This window comes from Desulfocicer vacuolatum DSM 3385, from assembly GCF_900176365.1.
Taxonomy (GTDB): Bacteria; Desulfobacterota; Desulfobacteria; order Desulfobacterales; family Desulfobacteraceae; genus Desulfocicer; species Desulfocicer vacuolatum.
In genome coordinates this window covers 234,019-254,832 of record NZ_FWXY01000004.1, presented here as the reverse complement: position 1 = coordinate 254,832, position 20,814 = coordinate 234,019, and the positions used below count along the sequence as shown (strand labels likewise).

The 20,814-nt window shown below is 46.8% G+C and carries 12 protein-coding genes; 4 read left to right on the top strand and 8 right to left on the bottom strand.

What is annotated here, in order from left to right; genetic code table 11:
- Positions 1–43 precede the first annotated feature (43 nt).
- From B9A32_RS05725 to B9A32_RS05700, 5 genes are all read right to left on the bottom strand, one after another.
- A complete protein-coding gene (locus B9A32_RS05725; RefSeq protein ID WP_232367058.1) occupies positions 44–784 on the bottom strand; it encodes a cytidylate kinase-like family protein in 741 nt (246 codons plus the stop codon).
- A gap of 915 nt (positions 785–1,699) precedes the next feature.
- Positions 1,700–3,409, bottom strand: coding sequence for a uracil-xanthine permease family protein (locus B9A32_RS05715; protein WP_084067415.1), 1,710 nt, complete (start codon positions 3,407–3,409; stop codon positions 1,700–1,702).
- A 179-nt stretch (positions 3,410–3,588) separates the two neighbouring features.
- Entirely contained in the window at positions 3,589–4,827 is a 1,239-nt protein-coding gene (locus tag B9A32_RS05710; protein WP_170923717.1) for an MFS transporter, read from the bottom strand.
- Positions 4,828–5,409: 582 nt separating this feature from the next.
- Positions 5,410–6,804: a sigma-54-dependent transcriptional regulator gene (locus B9A32_RS05705; protein ID WP_084067413.1), complete on the bottom strand. Its 1,395-nt coding sequence runs from the start codon at positions 6,802–6,804 to the stop codon at positions 5,410–5,412.
- Between the two features lie 64 nt (positions 6,805–6,868).
- Complete coding sequence (locus B9A32_RS05700) at positions 6,869–9,361, bottom strand: GAF domain-containing protein (RefSeq protein ID WP_232367057.1); 2,493 nt, start codon at positions 9,359–9,361, stop codon at positions 6,869–6,871.
- Positions 9,362–9,906: 545 nt separating this feature from the next.
- On the opposite strand from B9A32_RS05700, the gene B9A32_RS05695 reads away from it, so the two are divergent.
- The gene (locus B9A32_RS05695; RefSeq protein WP_232367056.1) at positions 9,907–11,454 is read left to right on the top strand and encodes a trimethylamine methyltransferase family protein; all 1,548 of its coding nucleotides are present in this window, start codon (positions 9,907–9,909) and stop codon (positions 11,452–11,454) included.
- 175 nt (positions 11,455–11,629) lie between these two features.
- Positions 11,630–13,189, top strand: coding sequence for a BCCT family transporter (locus B9A32_RS05690; protein WP_084067411.1), 1,560 nt, complete (start codon positions 11,630–11,632; stop codon positions 13,187–13,189).
- Positions 13,190–13,554: 365 nt separating this feature from the next.
- On the opposite strand, the gene hutI is transcribed toward B9A32_RS05690, so the two are convergent.
- From hutI to B9A32_RS05675, 3 genes are read right to left on the bottom strand one after another with little or no spacing between them, the layout of a single operon-like run.
- A complete protein-coding gene (gene hutI / locus B9A32_RS05685) occupies positions 13,555–14,808 on the bottom strand; it encodes an imidazolonepropionase (RefSeq protein ID WP_084067410.1) in 1,254 nt (417 codons plus the stop codon).
- A gap of 56 nt (positions 14,809–14,864) precedes the next feature.
- A complete protein-coding gene (locus tag B9A32_RS05680; protein ID WP_084067409.1) occupies positions 14,865–16,901 on the bottom strand; it encodes a urocanate hydratase in 2,037 nt (678 codons plus the stop codon).
- On the bottom strand, positions 16,898–17,875 hold the full coding sequence (locus B9A32_RS05675; protein ID WP_084067408.1) for a MarR family winged helix-turn-helix transcriptional regulator: 978 nt from the start codon (positions 17,873–17,875) through the stop codon (positions 16,898–16,900). The genes B9A32_RS05680 and B9A32_RS05675 overlap by 4 nt, the downstream gene beginning before the upstream one ends.
- Positions 17,876–18,568: 693 nt before the next feature.
- Between B9A32_RS05675 and B9A32_RS05665 the strand changes: the two genes are divergently transcribed.
- The gene (locus B9A32_RS05665) at positions 18,569–18,907 is read left to right on the top strand and encodes a P-II family nitrogen regulator (RefSeq protein ID WP_084067406.1); all 339 of its coding nucleotides are present in this window, start codon (positions 18,569–18,571) and stop codon (positions 18,905–18,907) included.
- 135 nt (positions 18,908–19,042) lie between these two features.
- Positions 19,043–20,572, top strand: coding sequence for an ammonium transporter (locus B9A32_RS05660; RefSeq protein ID WP_232367055.1), 1,530 nt, complete (start codon positions 19,043–19,045; stop codon positions 20,570–20,572).
- Positions 20,573–20,814: the final 242 nt, after the last annotated feature.

The following is a 20,814-nucleotide window of genomic DNA, read 5'->3' as shown; positions in this document are numbered from 1 at the left end:
GTCTGCCCGTGGCAGTTTTTATATGAAAAGGTAAGCTTCAAGCTTACCCTTTATTGAACTTACGTTCATAGGCACAGCCCACCACAGCAGCCGCATCTTCAGGATTGGAGATATAATCCCTGTTTATCACCAGATCAAATTCATAGGGGCTGGCATCTTTTTTCTGGTAGATGCGTTTAAAAAAATCGCGCTGCTCTTTATCAATCTCACTGAGCCGTTCTTGGGCCGTTTTTCGGTCAATGCCCAGTTGATGGGCCAGCCGTTTCTCCCGAAACTCCTGGCTACAGATACACCGTACCGCCAGCACCCGTTCCCGGGGAAGAATCAGATGCAGTCCCCGACCCACAAATATGGTGGGTTCAAGGTCGGCAAGGGCAAGGGCCGATTTGGCAAGCTCACGGGCATAATCACTCTTGATAAATGATTTTTCCGTGGTGAGCATGGCCAGCAGCTCGCTCATCCTGCCTGGATACCTTTCATCAAAAAAAGCCACTGTCTTTTCTGTGAGATTGGCCTGGCTTGCCATGTGTTCAAGAATCTCCCGGTCAATGACCCGAAAATTGATTTTTTCCGCCAGAATATCTGCAATTTCCAGAGCTCCCCCACCGATTTTTCGCGAAAAGCAAATCACTGGATGATCCTTAGCGTCTGAGCTTTTCGAGGTAAGGGCTGCCTGGCGAGCTGCCCATTTTTGAATGTGTGCATCTCTCCACTCCGCAACTGTTAAGTGTTTTTTTCCATATTGTCCGGGGGTGTATACCATGCTGTCCGATTTTTTTTTCATGATCTCCTCCTTGCATTTCAATAATTGAATCAATGATGACCAAAGGGTGGAAAAAAACACCCAGCTACCACCAGCTGAGGCAGAATGACGAGGAAACATAACGATCATGCCTGCCCTTGCTATCCTGACAAAAGGCAAATGTTGTGCCACCTAATGCCTTTTTATCAACAACAAGCAAGAACTGCCCCTGTTCTTCAATCCTCGATTTTCCCAAATGAAAAAGGATTAAACCCGTGTCATTTTTTTTTACAATTTGTAAAATCATTCGACCCAGATTAGACGGCATAAAAGGCTCAAGGAAAAGCCCCCTCCCCTTTATCAGAATCTTACACCTTTTGAATCTGCATTTTTTCCCGGTAATTAATCCTTGACAGCTTTTACACCAGAAGGGTATGTAAAAAAACAGTTCAAAATTCGCCTTGTTCATCTTTATATAAGGGCATCAAAGGAGTTATGATAGTATCAAATATTTCTTCCATGGTGAAAAAAATGTGAGGAAAATGCAATAAATCTTTTTGATCCATCCGACGGAAAAAGCAATCATTTAGAACTCAACTCTCGGGCTTCATTTCAAAGCCGGCATTTTTAAATGTACCGATAGGCTCAGTATGCCGACGGGGTCAGGCTTTTGTTATTGATGTTATCGACCAAGGCCTTTGCCAACGAAAAAAGCCTCGATAATGTTAATAACGAAAGCCTGACCCCACCACGAAATGCGAACACCGAAAGTTGAGTTTAGAACAAAAAACGTAAATCATTTAAGATTTATTACTTAATCAACACCTTAGCTAATCTTATTCCAGTATATATTGTGCTCTATATATCCATACTCAAAAAATCTTGCAAGCACAATATATAGTGTTTGTTCCTGATAATTTAAAATTTGGCAAAGGTGTTGAATATGAGTTATCATTTTTAATGATCAAGGTGAATACGCAATATCGTTTTTCCCTGGAATTCTTCACATTTCATGCGGTCTACAGTTTTCCGGATAATTGCCGTGGAGAGTCGTCGCAGGGATTCGTCATCATTTACAATATCATCAATGCAAGGCGCATCCGCTGAAAAATCCAACGGCATTCCATGATAACTCAGCTTAAGATCCAGATTAAATTCATCAAAACGCATATCAACAACAATATCGCTTTTTGCGAGATCGGAACTTACACAAGATTCGAACAATTCAGTAAGAATACGGGTAGCACGGGCAATAATTTCATTACGAGCCCCCCATTCTCGACCACAGGTATCTGTAAAATTATAAATTGCCTGTCCGGAAGCCACTCCTGGTTTAAGGACCAACGTCTTTTTGTTAGCAATCCCGATTCTAAATAAAATGTTTAAAATAACAACAGAAATCGTGGCCAAGGACAATGAAGAACTGAAAACCGGAGCAATCCACGAGGGCACGCCAGCATACACCCCCGGTACCATGTCGACACTCAGGCCAAGAATAATCGAAATTCCCACCACCAGCATTTTCCGAGCATCCAGCATGCGGGAGGTAATTATCTGAAGCCCCACAACGATCATAAAACTCACTGCAAATACAAGGGTAGCGCCGATGACCGGTGCAGGCATTATGACAAATATGGTCGCGAATTTGGGGAAAAAGGCCAAAGCAATCAGCAAAAGCCCCACCGACCAAGCGATTATCCGGCTGGTGGCACCCGTAGCCAAAGACAAAGCCACATTGCTCGACGATGAAGATTGCGCCATTCCTCCGAGGAGTCCAGCACTCATAGCGCCAGCTGCGTCCGCCAGCAGACCGCCTTTCATTGAATCCATATCCATATGTTTCCAGTCAGGATCATTGATTTTTTGACAGGTCACAAGATCACCGATGGTTTTAAGCGACGAGCACAACGATGCCACCACAAATGGAATCACCAGATCGCACCTGACCGTCCATTTATGAAAAATGGGAACGGGAAAATCAATATAATGCGCGGAAGCCAGCCGGGCAGTCTGCTCGGTGGTAAAAACACCGAAAACAAATGATAACAAATAGCCGAACATCATGCCGATAATAATGTTATAAAGACGCAGCTTTTTTTTACCCCAAATCGTAACCGCACAGATAACGCCAAGTGTTGTTACGGCGATTATTACGTAATGAGCCCTGATGGTGGGACTGGTTTCATTGAGACCGAAGAAACGCGTCATGGCAAAAGGAATCACGGTGATGCCCACCATGGCCACCACTGTGCCGGTAACCTCCGGCGGAAAGAACTGGCGCAATCGCTTGATCACTCTGGAAAAAACGGCTTCAAAAAAGGCACCGAAAAAAGTCCCTGCAAACACAGCCCCAAGGCCTGCTGTTTTTCCAGCCAAAATAGATGCGGAAAGAAAAGATGGTCCACAAACCTGGGGACATAGATAGCCGGAGCCCATGGGGGCGTTCTTTATCGATTGAAGAATTGTACCCAAACCGCCGGCAATCATGGACATTTGAATCATAACCGCAGCTTCTTGCATAGAGCCGCCGGATTCCTGCACAATGATCACCGGAAAGACAAAAGCCAATGTCATGACCGAAATATGTTCCAGCCCCAGTACGACTATCTCATAGAAAGATGGTCGATCATCCACGCCATAAATCAGATTGGAAGGTTTTTTTGCCATAAACACCCCTTTACAATTTATCAATTAAGGTTTTAGAAGCGTAGATGAAATAAGTTTGACAGAAATAGCGCGGACCAAGTCTATTAAACCTGATGGTTCATCCACAAGGCACATTAGAGGCCATTTGCAAAAATTTTACATATTTAAAATCCCTTGGGGAAAATCTGTGTGCAGAACTGTCAGGACAGGGATAATTTTTTTTTCACCATAAACGGTGCCATGAAAAACCATGCAAGTCCAAGAAGTTGAAGCAGAAGCATCAAACCAAAGCCCGCCTGGTATCCCACAGGCGCGTAGCTGTCTGCCATGCCGGTTTCCCACACATTAATGATGGCACCAATGACCCATTGGCAAGCAAACGCCGCCAGAAAAACCATCAGATTGAGCCCGGTGGTGACCCGCCCGGAAAGCTCCCGGGGGAAGTAATGGGAAAGGCCGGAATAGGCGATGATACCCGATGTGCCGAAAAAACCAAACAACAGCCACATCAGGGGGACCATGGTGGGCACCCCTGCAATGATGCCTCCCTGGATGAGCATGAAAATCACCATTCCGCCAACGGCGGTTTTCAGGACATTAATACCAATTTTACTGAGCTGTTCAGCAAGATAGCCCAGAATAACAAACCCGGACATCATGGAAAGGGCAATTGCCGAAAGAAGCATGGCCGCTTCCATCTGCGCCATATTGCCAACGTCCCGGAGCCAGGGCCCCACCCATAATCCCTGGATGGAAAGAAAGCCCGCCTGGGAAAAAATGGTCACCGGAGCCGTGCGCAGGAACTGACCACTGGTAAATATAGTTTTAATTCCCCTCAGCTGCTCGGCTAATGATTCAGATTTTTTCTTCTCTTTTTTTTCAGGAACCACTCCACATAAAATGGCTGCCACACACAGGCAAAGCATGGAAAGTAGCATGAAAATTCCCCGCCAATCGGTTATTTGAAGGGCCCAGGCCACAGGGGTGGTGGCAGTCAGGGCACCCATGGCTCCTGCAGCCATCTGGAATCCATTGATTCTGGGCCACATTTTCTCCGGAAACCAGATCACATAGGCTTTGAATGCAGACATAAGACAGGCTGACACCCCGAATCCAATAAAGGCCCGCCCAATGATCACCCCAATAAGGGTATGGGACCGTGCAAAGATAAAAGCGCCAAGGGCTGCAACAACAAGAAGCAATGCATTGATCATGCGTGGACCGAACCGATCCAGCAGCAACCCCAATGGCAGCTGAGAAGAGGCAAATGAAATAAAATAGACACTGGTGAGCAGCCCCAGTTGTGAGGGATCCAGATCAAGATCCATCACCAGATCCGGGGCAATGACCGCATTGACCACACGAAAAATATAGGAAATGAAGTACCCCATGGCAAAGGGGATAAAAATGGTGATTATTCTACGTGGGGTTCCAGACATGATCATCTCCTTTTATAACTGCCACAGGCAGACCTTGTACTGATCTCGCTCTGCCCACAACGAAGCTTGAAATACGCCTCTGATTTGTGGAGTATTTCATATAACCGCCACGGGCGGACCGTATTCTGATCCGGTTCCACCCACAACAAAGATTGAAATACACCCCTGATTCACGGAGTATTTCATATAAAAAAAAATTAAAAAGAACCATATCATATCTTAAGATCAATGGTCGAGTTAAATGGATATTGATGATGGATACATGGCCATGCCATCAAACTTTCTTGGATATTTGCCATCTCGTGCCCTGCTTCCGGCAAATGAATTACAGATCAAATGTAAACACCTGAATAGTTGTGGACTTATTCAATACTTATTTGCTATCGTATGTACGTTGTTAAAATGCCCAAGCCTGGAATCAAACCCCAAGGATAAAATGGAGCATGTAATAATATGGAGATAATCGCCCCCAGCAATTAAATGACAAGTTAATCAACAGAATTCTAATTGTTTCAAGTATCTCGTCCATCATTGCATTCACCTGCCGAATTTAGTCACAACATGGGCACTTCTCCTTGGTTATCAATCCAAGTGCTCTTGATCATTAATATTTTTTTTGTATTGATACCTGAACGCATGGTGCTTGAGTTTCAGCAGTCTGGCTGCCTTTGTCTCATTACCCTGGGCAAGTTCCATGGCCTGGGAAAAGTAAAATTTATCCATGTATGATCTCATGGCGTTTAAATCCACACCCTCCGGGGAAAGGGGGAGCAACGCCAATGGTTCATCTTTCCCCCCGGGGACGCCTCGATCCCTCAACCCCAGATCCTCTGGAGTGAGTTCCGGTCCGTTGGCCATGAGAACCCCACGTTCCATCATATTTTTCAGCTCCCGGACATTGCCTTTCCATTGAAAGCGTTCCAGCATCACCCTGGCTGTCTTGTTGATACCGGTGAGGTCACGGCCAAATTTAACATTAAACATCTGGAGAAAGTACCGGGCAAAAATTAATACGTCTCCCCCCCGTTCGTTCAATGATGGAACCTGAATTTTGATCACCGAAATACGGTAGTAAAGATCACTACGGTATTTCTCATTTTCGATCATTTCTTCCAGATTTTTGTTGGTGGCCGATACAATGCGGGCCGTGACATGGCGTTTTTCCGTACCACCCACTTTATAGAATTCACCGTTTTCCATGAACCGAAGCAGCTTGGCCTGGGCCTCCAGATTGAGATCACCCACTTCATCCAAGAATAGAGTGCCTTTGTCTGCCATTTCAATAAGCCCTTTTTTACCGTTGGCCGCCGCACCGCTGAAAGCCCCTTTTTCATAGCCGAACAGTTCGCTTTCAATGAGATCCCTGGGGATGGCGGCGCAGTTAACCGTAATAAAAGGCCCTTGAAAATTGGGGCTTCTGTGATGAATGGAGGAAGCGATCAATTCTTTGCCGGTGCCGGTTTCCCCCAGGATGAGCACAGGTGTGTCAGGGCTTTTGGCCACCCGCTCAATGTAATCCATGATGTCGTGGATGACCTGGCTTTCACCGATAAAACAGGGCATATTTTTGCGAATCTGTTTTTCCTGGAGTTGTTTAATTTCTTTTTTAAGACGGATGGTTTCCAGGGCATTTCTGATGGTGACATCCAGCCCTTCCATCTGAATGGGCTTGACAATATAGTCGTAGGCACCCTTTTTCATGCACTGTATGACGGAGTTGACATCCTCATAGGCTGTAATCATTATCACCAGCAAATCAGAACGTATTTCCCTGAACCGCTCAAGAGCTTCAATACCGTTCATTCCCGGCAGCCCAATATCCAGCAGCACCAGATCAGGTGAACGGCGGACAAGATCATCCAACGCATCCTCGGCAGTTATGTAGGAATAAAGGGTATATTCTTCTTCCAGGTATGCAGTAATGCCTTCCCGGATGGTTTGTTCATCATCCACAATAAACAGGGTATAATCAGTCATGATATTTCCTTAAGGAATTTGTACTACCGGTTATGAAAAAGGTCCCCCCCTTAATGTGAACCCTCTACCGGGCCCCGGAAGGGGACACCGGCAATTTAATGATAAATGCCGCGCCATCCCGACTGGAGTGCTTCAGCTCCAGCCTGCCCTTGTGATCTGTAACGATGCGGTGGCACAGGCTCAAGCCAATACCGGTGCTGTGTGCTTTTGTGGTAAAAAAAGGATCAAATATTTTTTCCCGTAAATCCCGGGGAATGCCCGGCCCGTTGTCTGCCACCTGAATCACTATGCTCTCCCCGGTGGAATGGCTTGAAATCGTAATTTCACCGCCATCGCGAACCTGGGAAAGGGCATCGGCGGCATTGTTGATAAGGTTCAGCATCACCTCTTCGATGAGATGGGGCTCTGCATGGCAGCGGGGAAGCTCATCATCGAGGTTCTGGGTGATGTTTATCCCTTTTTTATTCAAAGAAAAATTCGTCAATTTGATTGCCTCCCGCACCGGTTCATTGATATGGATAAAGGCAAATCTGGGTTCCGTGGGTTTGGCAAAATTCATCACCCGCTTGATCACAGATTCTATTTTGCCCGAAGCGGATCTTACAGCCTGGATGGAGGCATCTATTTTATCTGCTTTATCCGGATTTCTGAAATATTTTTCAATGGTGCCAAGATAAATGTTGATACCGGACAAAGGATTTCTTATTTCATGAGCAATCCCGGCGGACACATGCCCCAGTGAGGCCATCTTGTCCTGAATAATGAGCAGATGTTCCAGATTTTTGGCTTCGGTCATATCAATGAAAATGAGCAGATAAGCTGCATGGTCATTATAATCAATGGGGGTGGCAATGCAGGTAACCCAGGTGGGGGGATACCGGGATTCATCAGCGGCTTTGCCGTAAAAACGAAATGCCACTTCAGATTGCTTCAGTTCATCCTTTGTAATTTGCCGGAAAAACGCCTGGACTCCGGCCAGATCATCCTGGTGAAATCTGGGGGTTCTACCTGGATTCAGGAAATTGAGATCTCCCATCAATTCTCGCTGGATGGTGTTCTCATACACAACTTTATTGTTCTGAACGATGGCGATGCCGTTGGGAGAATATTCCAGCAGATCATGAAATCTTTTTTCACTTTTCTGCATGGCGTATTCAGCTTTTTTACGCTGAATCATACGCCACATCCCATGGGCCAGAAGGCTCAGCTGACGAAGGTCAGACAAAGTATAATCGCTTTCCTTGTTCCCCATACCGGCCACCACTACTATTTCTCCCCGGTTAAAAATAGGCACGTTCATATAGCGGACAATCTTCTTGTGGGCCGCAGGTATCCCTTTTAATTGGGGGTTTGACCGAAGGTAATCATTGGATATCATAGGCTTGCGACGATTAACGGCTTCTCCCCAGAATCCTTTTGTTTCGCCACTGAAACCACCTCCGTGATTCAAAACCCTGAATTGTCGACCGGCATCAGGAAGGCTGTGATCCACAACATAGGTGATGCCGTCTTGATCCTCCAGGGCAAGGTATCCAAAGCGGCTTTGGGTCAATTCCAACATCTGTTGAAATGCAAATTCAATGATCTCCCGTATGGAACCATGGGGTCTTTCATTCAGAGCCAGCAAGGCTTCAAGCCCCACCTCGTTGATCCGAAGGGCCTCGGTGCGCTGGTGTACCTGACGTTTTAACTGCATATTCCAAATCAGGACAGAGCCGATGAGAAAAAAGGCCACTCCAGCCACCCCCAGCATGGTGTACCAGAAAGCCCGGGTCTGATAAAAAACCGGGGTACCCAGCCGCATCCACCTATTGTATATGTTCTTGTGTTCCTCTTCAGTGACCGTGGCCAGGGCTTTTTCAATGATGGTGCTAAAAAGGGGCCAGTCCTTTCGGATGCCCATGCCATGGTGAAGTTTAAAGCCGGTATCTCCTCCCAGGTGAAGATTGGGAATTTTTTCCATTTCAATAATATGGAGGGCATTGGGCAATTCAGTGATCATGGCATCCAGTTCTCCAAAGCATACCATGCGAATGCCTTTTACGGAACTTGGCACATCAATCATGGTGAGCTGGGGATAAAATTCCCGGATAAACTCGCCCACTGCATACTGGTGGACAACACCTATTTTCATTCCCTTCATCTTTTCAAGGGTGAGTTCACCCCTGTGCTGTTTTTTGACAATAATAGTGGTTTTGAGATTTAGAAACGGCGTGGACCAGCTCATGAACTCCCTGCGCCCACGGGTTTCCTGGCCGGCGCTGATGACATCAATGGTTCCATCTTTTGCCATTTCAAGCATTTGATCCCAGGAATTAACCCGGACGATTTTAAATCTGAAGTTCAGCTTTTTTTCAATCAAACGGATATAATCAGCCACCATGCCCGAAGGGGTACCGTCTTGTCCCAGAAAATCCATGGGGGGCCAGTCCGGGGTATGGGCCAGACGAACCTTGCGATCGTGGGTGATCAGCCATAGGTTTTCTTCCGGTGTCAAATCTGGAACTGCAGCGTTCAACCCGGTGCACAGGAATAATCCCGCCCATAAAAAGAGCATTCCAGTGCATATTGTTTTAAAAAATTTATTCATTTAATTTGAAAATCATTGTTATTATTTTTTTTATATGACACTCCATCCAACGACCTGTAATTGTTGGAGTATCATTTTTCGTTGTGGGCAGGGCCGGATCAGAATATGATTTGCGCAGGCCGGCAGCCGTCGGGTGCTCTGCTGTCTATGATTTAAGCCTGCCTTCTCGTACAAAAAACAATCCTGTGAAACATTCTCACAATCAATAATCATACCACAATCTATATTTAAACTAAAAATTGATAAAAGGAATCTGGATTGTGTTGTCATCACTTTTGATAACCAACTGAACATAATACAGATGCTCACAAACACAACAAAGATGCCAGCCTGCCCCCATCCCCACCAAACATCCAGAATTAGAATATGATAATTTTCTTAAAATACAGCCCCTGATTTAAGAAATTTATTATTTTTCCTTCCACATCAACCCCATGTCATCCTTTTACAACAAAAAGATAAGCATTTAAAATAAAAAGATATTAAAACAAACATTTTATCTGGCACACCTATTGCTAAACAAAATATCCATTGTTCCCCACAGGGTAAAAAATCCAGGGAAAACAAAGAATTTCAAGGCGGTGTCTGATGTGACACTGCTGTTTAATATCAAAAAAATCATTTTAAGGGAGCAGCCCATGCAAAATAGACTACAGCCGTTAACAGGCGAACAGATTCAGATCATTCACAATGCAGCCATGCGTATTCTCAACCGGGTGGGGGTTGCATTCAAGGAGGCCAAAGCCATTGAGATCTTTAAAAAGCATGGTTTTAAAACAGAGGGGGAAAAGGTTTTTTTTGAAGAATCCCAGATTTTCAACGCCCTTAAAAGCGTTCCCTCAGAATTTATCATCCAGGCCAGAAATCCGGGAAAAAACATCAAAATAGGTGGAGAGCATTTTGCCTTTGGTCCTGCATGGGCTGCCCCATTTGTGATTGATCCTGACGGCACCCGCCGCACCGGGACCCTGACGGATCAGAAAAATTTTTGTAAACTGCTCCAGACATCCCCTTATCTGGATTTTGCAGCCGGTTCCATTGCCATTCCTGCGGAATTAACCCCGAAAAATGCAGCCACAAAAATGCTGGAAGCGGCCTTTACCCTTACGGACATGCCTTTGGTTTCCAACCCCTGCTGCCGGGAAAACGGCAGAGAGATCACGGAAATGGCATCCATTGTTTTTGGAAAACCCGCAGCTGAACTGGATCATCCGATTTCCATCGTGTCTGTGAATCCGCTGTCTCCGCTCTCCTATGCCGACGATACCCTCCAGGGACTTATTGAATTTGCCCAACAGGGCCAGGCTCTATTGATTTCCTCCATGGTTCTGGCCGGTATTACAGGCCCCATCAATATTGCCGGTACAGCTGCTTTGGAAATGGCAGAAAGTCTGTCCGGAATTGTCCTGGCCCAACTCATCAATCCAGGTGTCCCCTGTGTTTGCGGAGGAACTTCATGTGCCTCGGACATGCGTACCGGCGGTGTCAGCCTGGGGGGGCCCGAATCACTCCAGCTCATGGGCATTGCAACCCAGATGGCGGCTCATTACGGTCTGCCCTGTCGGTACGGCGGTAACCTCACTGATTCCTTTTCCATTAATGCCCAGTCCGGCATTGAATCAGCCCTGCTCATGGCAACACCTGTGCTGTCCGGAACCCATTTCATCCACCAGGCCTGTGGTATTCTTGGCTCCTATGCAGCTGTCAGCTTTGAAAAATTCATTATTGATGAAGAGGTATGCGGCATGATCAAAAAGGCGGTGACTCCCCTGGAAATCACCGATGAAGTCATAAACACAGATCTCATTGAGCGGGTGGGCCCCGGAGGCAGTTTTATGATGCAGCCTGAAACCGCAATGCACTGCCGCACTGCATTTTTCCCGTCCAAAATCACACGTAAATGCACCTATGAAGAGTGGGAGGCAAAAAACAACGGTGATATGGTTGCCCGGGCCACCGCACATGTAAAAGAACGCATTGATGCCTGGAAAAAACCGGACATGGATCCAGCTATGGAACAGGACCTCAAGACCTATGTCAATAAGAAGATAAACGCTTAACCCGTTGCGGGTGATAGGAACCCCGTTGTGCAACAAATTATCCAGCCGTTTCTACGTGATTATGGGGCACTGTCCAAATATTTACATTTTTTCGGTTTAAAATAATCAGGTTTTGTTGTTTTCCCGTCAGGAAATGGTTCTAAACCCGCACAATCAATTTTAAAAGGAAACAAAAATGGATGAAAATCAAAATTATCTGAAACGTCTGTTCGGTAAAGAAGTGGATCCCATGGTTTTTTACCTCACCATCGCCCTCACCGTACCCTTTGTAGTCATGGGGCTTTTCATGCCGGAACAGCTGGCCAAAGTCAGCAACGCCATGGTGGGTGGCATCTGTCACTACATGCAGTCCATCTATCTTTTAGGCGTCACTGCTTTTCTTTTGTTCTGCATTGCCCTGGGAATGTCCCCCCTGGGGAAAATCAAGTTGGGCAAAGATGACGAAAAACCGGAATTTTCCACCATAAGCTGGTTTTCCATGCTGTTTTCCGCAGGCATGGGCATCGGCCTGTTATTCTGGTCCATTGCTGAACCCATGAGCCACATGGCCAATCCTCCCATGGGAGAAGCCGGTACCAGAGAAGCCGCAAAGCTGGCCCAGGAAATTTACTTTTTCCACTGGGGTTTCCATGCCTGGGCCATTTATGCGGTTGTGGGCCTTTGCCTTGCCTATTTTAACTTTCGTAAAAATCGGGGTTCCCTTGTTTCCGGCTGTCTGGTCCCTATTTTCGGCGAAAAGGCCTGCAACGGTCTATTCGGTAAAATAGTGGATACCTTTGCCGTCTGGGCCACTCTGTTTGGGGTGGTGACAGGTCTTGGCACCGGGGCCATGCAGATGACCGGTGGACTCTCCTATCTGTTCGGTTTTGCCAATACCCCGGCTGCAGTTGCAGTTGTCATCACCTTTATCACCATCTGCTTTGTTATTTCCGCCATAACCGGCATTGGACGGGGCATCAAGTTTCTGTCCAACCTGAACATCGTTCTTATGCTCATTTTGTTTGTCTTTTTTCTGATTTTTGGCCCCACCTCATTTTTGTTCAAAAATTTCGGAGCCACGATCAGTGCCTATTTAATGGACCTGCCCAAACTTTCCTTTTCCACTGTATTGTTTGAAAATGAAGGCTGGACCCGGGGCTGGACTGTATTTTACTGGGCGTTCTGGATCGCCTGGGCACCCTTTGTGGGTGGGTTCATTGCCAGGGTTTCCCGCGGTCGTACCATCCGTGAATTTATTTTCATGGTATTATTTGCACCGGCGGTGTTCTCATTTGTTTTTTCCACCGTCATCGGCGGTACCGGCATATACCTGGATCTGTTCCAGGGCACAGCCATCGGTAAAGTGGCCCTGGAGCTCTCTTTATATGAAACCTTAAAACAGATGCCCCTTAGCATACCCATGTCCATTGTGGGGGTTTTGCTGGCCACCTCTTTTGTGATCACATCTGCTGATTCCGCCACCTATGTCATGGCCCGGCTTTGCACCAAAGGACAGGATGCTTCCGATGCCAAGGCAGGCAACCGGCTCACCATTGTCTGGGGAGTGCTTTTAGGGGTTCTCACCATAGGATTTTCATTTTCAGGTGGTCTTAACGGTTTGAAAGCCGCCACCATCATTGGCTCAGTACCTTTTATCATTATCATGTTTCTTTGTATCGTGGCCCTTGTCATGGCATTGCTCAAGGAAAAAACAGTGCCGGGAATTGCTCCCGAGGCCGAAAAGCTCAATTTCTAAATAACCGCCACGGGCGGATCGTATTCTGATTCGGTTCCGCCCACAACAAAGTTAGAAATACTCCCCGGGGTTGCGGAGTATTTCATATAACGGGCATGTCTTTTCGGACACAACAAATATAGGGTCGTAGACGCGGAGCCAAATGGTATTATACCGCCGCCCCCCGATGGGCAATGGGCCCGGACCGGAACTGTAGACAGCTCAATTGTCCGGTTCCTATTACCCATCGGGGGGCGGCTCTGCCTTAGCTTGGCTTGGAGGCTGCCTTTTCTTATAAAATTGCCGCGGGCAGGCCGTATTCTGACCCGGCTCTGCCCACAACAACGCACGAAAAAGCTAAGATCAGAAAACCGAGCCCAAAAAACTTATAAATTCCTGGAAAAAACCACATCCCCTTTTTTGATAACCGTCTCAACGGTGTTAACACCCACATGATAGGGAATGAAGCGATAAGATGGAAATTCCAAAATAACCAGATCGCCCTGTTTTCCTTTATCAATACTGCCAATTCTGTCAGCACGGTCCACAGCGGCAGCCCCGTTAATGGTAAGGGCCGTGATGGCCTCCTCAGGGGTCAGGTGCATGTACAATGTGGCAAGGGCAACAATAAGGGGAATGGATTCAGAAAAACAGCTGCCGGGATTTAAATCCGTTGCCAGGGCCACGGCACATCCATTGTCAATCATATATCGTCCCCGGGCATAGGGTTCCTTTAAACTGAATGCGGTTCCCGGCAAAAGGGTTGTCACAACACCGCTCCCGGCCATATCCTTTATCCCCTGATCCGATGCCTGGAGAAGGTGATCCGCAGAAACCGCCCCCAGCTCGGCGGCAAGTTCTGCCCCGCCAAACTGAACAATCTCATCGGCATGGATCTTGAGCTTAAAGCCAAGCTCTTTGGCCCTTGACAGCAGTTTTCTGGATTGTTCCACTGAGAAAACATTTTTTTCACAAAAAATATCGCAAAATTCCGCCAACTGCTGTTTTTCAATTTCAGGGAGCATCTCCATGACAAGATCAATGAACTGATCTGTTCGTCCTTTGAATTCAGGGGGGGTGGCATGGGCCCCTAAGAAAGTGGGTATAATATCCATGGGATGGATTTTTCCAAGTTCTTTCATTACTTTAAGCTGCTTTATTTCCGTGCCCAGATCCAGGCCATATCCGCTTTTTCCCTCCACCGTGGTCACCCCGAAACTGAGCATGGAGTCCAGGCGCTTTTGCCCCACCTGCATGAGCTCCTCTGGGGAGGCGTTTCTGGTGGCCTGTACAGAATTGGCAATGCCTCCCCCCCGGTTCATGATATCCATATAGCTGTCCCCCCGGAGGCGCCAGGCAAATTCATCGGGACGATATCCCCCAAAGACAAAATGGGTGTGGGAATCCACAAACCCGGGTAGCACCGCCTTTCTTGTGGCATCAATCACCTCAAATTCCCGGGTATCAAATCCTTTTAACAAGTCAAAGGAGTCCCCCACAGCTTTAATTTTGCCCGCCTCAATAATCACAGCACCATTGTCAATGATGGAAAGATCGGACATTTCCGGGCCCTGTTTTGCCTTAAAACCACTGCAGGTGACCACTTGCGCAGCATTTTTTACAATCAAATTTCCATTCATTTTTTCCTCCCGATTCCGGGGTCGGCAGCACTGGGGTCAAGCCTGCCACTGCATCCCTATTTTTTATATTTGTCGTCCACAAGATCATCAATCATTTTTTCATCGGTGAGATAGGGAATTGTGATGTGGGCCTCCCCCCGGCACATGTCATTGAACTCTGCACAAGTGGCCATGGAATTTTCGTTCCTGGCCCAGGAGCGCCTGGCCACCCCGCCCATGACATCCCAGAGCATGGCCCGTCGAATGATGTCATCCACCCGGGAACTGCCGTCCAGAACCAGACCGAACCCGCCGTTGATGGCCTTGCCAATACCAACCCCGCCGCCGTTGTGCAGGGCCACAAGGCTCATGCCCCGGGCACAGTTCCCGGCAAAACACTGGATGGCCATGTCCGCCATGATGTTACTGCCGTCCTTTATGTTGGCCGTTTCCCGGAAGGGAGAATCTGTGCCTCCGGTGTCGTGGTGGTCTCTTCCCAACATCACAGGGCCTATTTCTCCTTTTCTTACCATATCATTGAATTTCAAGGCAATGTTCACCCGGCCCATGGCGTCCTGATACAAAATCCTGGCCTGGGTGCCCACCACCAGCTTGTTCTTTTGGGCATCCCTTATCCAGATATAATTATCTCTGTCCTGGAATCTCCTGTCCGGGTCAATGCAGTTCATGGCCGCCTGATCGGTCTTTAAAAGGTCTGATTCCTTGCCGGAAAGACACACCCACCTGAAAGGCCCATACCCATAGTCAAACATCAACGGCCCCATGATATCCTCCACATAGGAAGGAAAGATAAATCCATCCAGTGTGTTTTCACCGTTTTTACAGATCTCTTTCACCCCGGCATCAAAAACCGCCCGCATAAAAGCATTGCCGTAATCAAAGAAATAGGTTCCCCGCTCCACCAGGGTTTTAATCAATTTATAATGGTGCACAAGGGAGAGATCCACCCTTTTTGTAAATTCATCAGGATCACAACGCAACATTTCCGTACGCTGTTCAAAGGTAAGCCCCTGGGGACAATATCCACCGCCATGGGCCACATGGCAGGATGTCTGGTCCGATAGAAGATCAATGGAAATATTGTTGTCAACAGCATATTCCAGAAGGTCCACCACATTGCCATGAAAGGCAATGGCCACAGCCTTTTTTGCTGCCACGGCTTTTTCTGCCGCAGCAAAGGTCTCAGCCGGTTCCCGGGTGACTTGGCTCACCCAGCCCTGGTCATGACGGGTCTTGATTCTGGAAGCATCCACCTCGGCAATGATGCCCACTCCGTTGGCAATCTCAATGGCCTTGCCCTGGGCTCCGCTCATGCCGCCAAGACCCGAGGTGACAAAAAGTTTTCCTGTCATATTCCCGTCTTCCGGCACCCCAAGCTCCATGCGGGCCGCATTTAAAAGGGTGCCGTAGGTTCCGTGAACTATGCCCTGGGGACCTATGTACATCCAGCCACCGGCGGTCATCTGTCCATAATTGGCAACCCCAAGAGACGTGGCCCGTTCCCAGTTTTCCTGATCATCAAAAAGCCCCAACATCATGGCGTTGGTGATGATGGCCCGGGGGGATGTGGGGGATGATTTAAAAAGTCCCAGGGGATGACCTGATTCCACCACCAGGGTCTGATCCCGGGTGACATGTTCAAGGTATTTTTTAATGATACGGTATTGCATCCAATTTTGGCACACCTGGCCGGTTTCCCCATAGGTGACAAGCTCATAGGGATAAAGGGCAATGTCAAAATCCAGATTATTTTCAATCATCACCTGAAAGGCCCGTCCTTCCACACATTTTCCCCTGTACTCATCAATGGATTTTCCCCGGATACGTCCCGCCGGTCGAAAACGGTATCCATAGATACGACCCCAGGTGAGAAGTTCATCCAGAAACTCCGGTGCCAGTTTTTTATGCCAGGCTTCGGGGAGGTATCTTAAGGCGTTTTTCAGGGCCAGGGCAATTTCAGACTTATTCAGATGCAGGGGCCTCTTAGGAGCTCTTCTAATCCCCTCCACAAAATCAGGCATGTCTGGAAGTGTTGTAAATATTTCATCCATTTTGATGGTCATTGCATTGGATACATCCATATTTTGCATCATGATTTTATTCCTTTTTTAAAATTTCTGGATAAACACATGCAGGTGCCATGGCCTGCGGCACTCTTTTCCACTTCTCTTAATTTAAACCCGTTTTTCTGCAATATTTTTAACAAGGAAGAATGGGTGATGTCAGTCCGTATGATTGCATGAAAAATCCCTTTTTTTTCCAGTTGTTCATTCATCTGATCCCAAAGAGCCTGAACAAGATGGGTGGAAAACCGGTCAACTTTAAAAACAAGGGAAAGTTCAGCACTGTGATTCCGGGAATCAGGCATGGCAACACAGGCACATATTACCTCTTTTTGATGAACTGCCATGAGAATCAGGGGCATTTTTCCCCCGGAAACCGTAAAAGGCATCTGATGCATCCAGTTGACATCCCGGTGAAGGGTGTGGGGATTGTCAGCAATCCATCCCAGCACCAGAGCCATAAGCGCATCATGCAGTTCAGCCAGGTAAGGCACAATTTCAATCTCATCCAGAAACTGATTAAATAAAAGCCTTTTTTCCACGGTCATAACAAGATCCATGCGGGCCATGCCTGCCTCCAACTCTTCCAGAAGGCCCAAAACCCTGGATCGCTGCCCTTTGGGTGAAAGCAGATCATCCATACTTTCCCGAAGTGCTCTCCACACCGGTTTGATCTCTTTTAATTTGGCCTTTCCCCGGGCCGTGAATGCCACGGTTTTCAAACGCCTGTCTTGGCAAATCCGGGATATCTCAACAAAGCCCTTTTTTTTCAGGGAGGTCACCATCTGACTTGCCCCGGAATGGGTTATCTCCAACTGTTTTGCAATGCGTGAAATGGTCACATCCTCTGTGGTATCCAAAAGATAAAAAATGGGAAACCAGGTGGGTTCAAAGGAAATTCCCGCCCCTTCATAAATTTTGCCCAGATCAGATAAAAACTGATCACTCAATCTTTTTAAACGACTTCCCAGAAACAATGTACCCGCATTTTCGTAGATAGACATGTCAGTCCTTTTATTAGTCCTTAACTATATTTAATTTATCAACCATAAACACCTTTCAGTCAAGCCTTTTATAAATATTTCCAACATTTTACTTCTCCCTGTCAATTTCCAGTTACTTTCTTACTCAACTTTCGGTGTTCGCATTTCGTGGTGGGTTCAGGCTTTCGTTATTGACATTATCGAGGCTTTTTTCGTTGGCAAAGGCCTTGGTCGATAACATCAATAACAAAAGCCTGAACCCATCGGTACATTTAAAAATGCCGGCTTTGAAATGAAGCCCGTTGAGTTTCTTACCCCTACCCTGACCCATTATATTTTTCCCATCCAGCCAATGTAATACACGCCATTAAACACCAAATTCATACCTACGCTTTTATATAACAACAAAAAAGTAATTATAAATACAAAGTGATACTTTTTTGCAATTAAATAGAAAATAGAATTTATCTACAGCAAAATCAATTCAAAAACCAACCCCAAATTTTACTATTATTTCAATAATATATAAAAATTAAAAACAAAAACACAACACATGGCATCTATTATGCTTTTAAAGATTTACAAGAACAAAAAAGCAATAGGCAAAAGAGAGCAAGGGATTCACAGTCTGAAATCTTGCTTCCTTTTAAGTAAACAAACCAGGCAATGAAAACAACTTAACGTTAAACCGGACCACCCCAGGAGACAAAAAAAATGAAAAAAATTGAGGCCATCATAAAACCCTTTAAACTGGATGAAGTCAAAGAAGCATTAAACAGCCTTGGCGTAACAGGGATGACCCTTTCCGAAGTCAAGGGATTTGGCAGGCAAAAAGGTCACAAAGAGATTTACCGGGGCGCTGAATACCAGGTGGATTTTGTTCCTAAGATTAAACTTTCCATTGTGGCAGCAACAGACATGGTGGAAAAAATTATTTCCATCATCATGGAGAAAGCCGGTACCGGTAAAATCGGAGATGGGAAACTGTTCATCCTTCCGGTGGATGATGCCATCCGTATCAGAACCGGTGAAACAGGGGAATCTGCCATCTGATTTTCCCAGGCACCCGTGAATCCCCACCTGACATAACAATGTGACCCAGAACCAGAACCAAAATTAACTGCCGATACAATTAATAAATACAAAAAGTTATCATTGACAAAATTCTAATTCAAGGAGACCCGAAACATGAAACCCAAAGCCCACTTCCCCGTAACCCCAGGGGTTAAAAAATTTTTTTTATTGATGAGTCTTTATTTGTGTATGTTGTGGTCAGTCACATCCGCCTCCATGGCCTGTGCCAATGACAACGCCACCTTAAACAAAGCCGTAGCCACCTATCCGGTTTACCTGTTCCAGGGAAAAACCCAGGAAGAGATCCGCAGGGAGCTGCCCGTATCCGGAGCTTACCGGGATGAGACCAGCCCCATTGAAGAGGAGGTGGAGATAAACATAAACGGTGTTCCCACAAGCACCACCATTGTACGGTACCTCACAGACATGGAAATTTTTCAGTACAGAGGGGATGTATTGTGGACCTGCATGGCTGCTTTTCTTGTTTTTTTAATGCAGGCAGGGTTTGCCATGGTGGAATCGGGATTCACCCGGGCTAAAAACGCTGTGAATATTATGATGAAAAACATCATGGATTTTTGCATGGGAACCATCGCATTCCTGGCCGTGGGATTTCATATCATGTTTGCAGGTCCGGATGAGTCTTTGTTTTTCCTTGGTAGCACCGGTGCCACCCAGTGGGGGTTTGCCTTTTGGCTGTTCCAGTGTGTATTTGCCGCCACCACTGCCACCATTGTTTCAGGCGGCGTGGCAGAACGCACCAAATTCACCAGTTATCTTGTTTACAGTGCCATCATATGCGCCTTTATCTACCCCACATTTGGCAGCTGGGCCTGGGGCAGCCTCCTGGACGGGGAGGGCTGGCTGGAAAGTGTTCTTGGCGTTGGTTTCTATGATTTTGCAGGTTCCACTGTTGTACACTCCATTGGCGGATGGCTGGCCCTGGCCGGTGCCATTGTCATTGGTCCCAGAATTGGGAAATTTGACGCTGACGGTAAACCCCGGGCCATCCCCGGGCATAATCTTCCCTTTGCCGTCATCGGCGGATTCCTCCTGTGGCTTGGGTGGTTTGGATTCAACCCGGGCAGCACCACCACCTTTGACGGTAACCTTGCCCGCATTGCCGTCATGACCAACATTGCAGGGGCCGCCGGCGGTATTGCAGCCATGGCAGCTGTATGGATGGCATTTAAGAAACCCGATGTGGGCATGACCGTCAATGGATTCCTGGCCGGTATGGTTTCCATCTGCGCAGCTGTTGATGTGGTAGGTGTGTGGGATTCCGTGATCATCGGCGGTGTGGCAGGTGTTCTGGTGGTATACAGTGTTCTTTTCATCGAGCGGATATTAAAGATCGATGATCCTGTCGGCTGCATCAGTGTCCATGGTGTCTGTGGTGCCTGGGGAACCCTTGCCTACGCCTTCTTTGGTGTGGAAACATTCAGCACCACCACTCTCATGGCCCAACTCATGGGCATCGGCGTGGGATTTGTCTGGGCATTTGGTACGGGTATGGTTCTTTTTCTTGCCATCAAACATACCATTGGTCTCAGGGCCTCCCAGGAAGAAGAAGTCACCGGTCTTGATATCACAGAACACGGTAATGAGGCTTACTGCGGATTTCCCATAGATAACCACGCATAACATGTCACTTTCCCCATGCGATGCAAATATCCATCCCTGAGTCCCACATTGAACAATACTTCTCCATTCCATAACAACCGGTGAAACAGACCAAATGACCTGCTCAAAAAGAACAGTTATTGTTATTAAAATTTCTTTATTTTTGCTATAATTGCCACGGGCAGACTGTATTCTGATCCGGCTTTACCCACAACAAAACTTGAAATACGTCCCTGATTTGCAGAGTATTTCATATAAAACCC

Excerpts from the sequence above, each read along its gene's own strand:
- B9A32_RS05700 (WP_232367057.1), bottom strand. The coding sequence starts at position 9,361 with ATGCTCTTTTTATGGGCGGGATTATTCCTGTGCACCGGGTTGAACGCT.
- B9A32_RS05660 (WP_232367055.1), top strand. The coding sequence starts at position 19,043 with ATGAAACCCAAAGCCCACTTCCCCGTAACCCCAGGGGTTAAAAAATTT.
- B9A32_RS05705 (WP_084067413.1), bottom strand. The coding sequence starts at position 6,804 with ATGACTGATTATACCCTGTTTATTGTGGATGATGAACAAACCATCCGG.
- B9A32_RS05710 (WP_170923717.1), bottom strand. The coding sequence starts at position 4,827 with ATGTCTGGAACCCCACGTAGAATAATCACCATTTTTATCCCCTTTGCC.
- hutI (WP_084067410.1), bottom strand. The coding sequence starts at position 14,808 with ATGAATGGAAATTTGATTGTAAAAAATGCTGCGCAAGTGGTCACCTGC.
- B9A32_RS05690 (WP_084067411.1), top strand. The coding sequence starts at position 11,630 with ATGGATGAAAATCAAAATTATCTGAAACGTCTGTTCGGTAAAGAAGTG.
- B9A32_RS05715 (WP_084067415.1), bottom strand. The coding sequence starts at position 3,409 with ATGGCAAAAAAACCTTCCAATCTGATTTATGGCGTGGATGATCGACCA.
- B9A32_RS05725 (WP_232367058.1), bottom strand. The coding sequence starts at position 784 with ATGAAAAAAAAATCGGACAGCATGGTATACACCCCCGGACAATATGGA.
- B9A32_RS05675 (WP_084067408.1), bottom strand. The coding sequence starts at position 17,875 with ATGTCTATCTACGAAAATGCGGGTACATTGTTTCTGGGAAGTCGTTTA.
- B9A32_RS05665 (WP_084067406.1), top strand. The coding sequence starts at position 18,569 with ATGAAAAAAATTGAGGCCATCATAAAACCCTTTAAACTGGATGAAGTC.
- B9A32_RS05680 (WP_084067409.1), bottom strand. The coding sequence starts at position 16,901 with ATGATGCAAAATATGGATGTATCCAATGCAATGACCATCAAAATGGAT.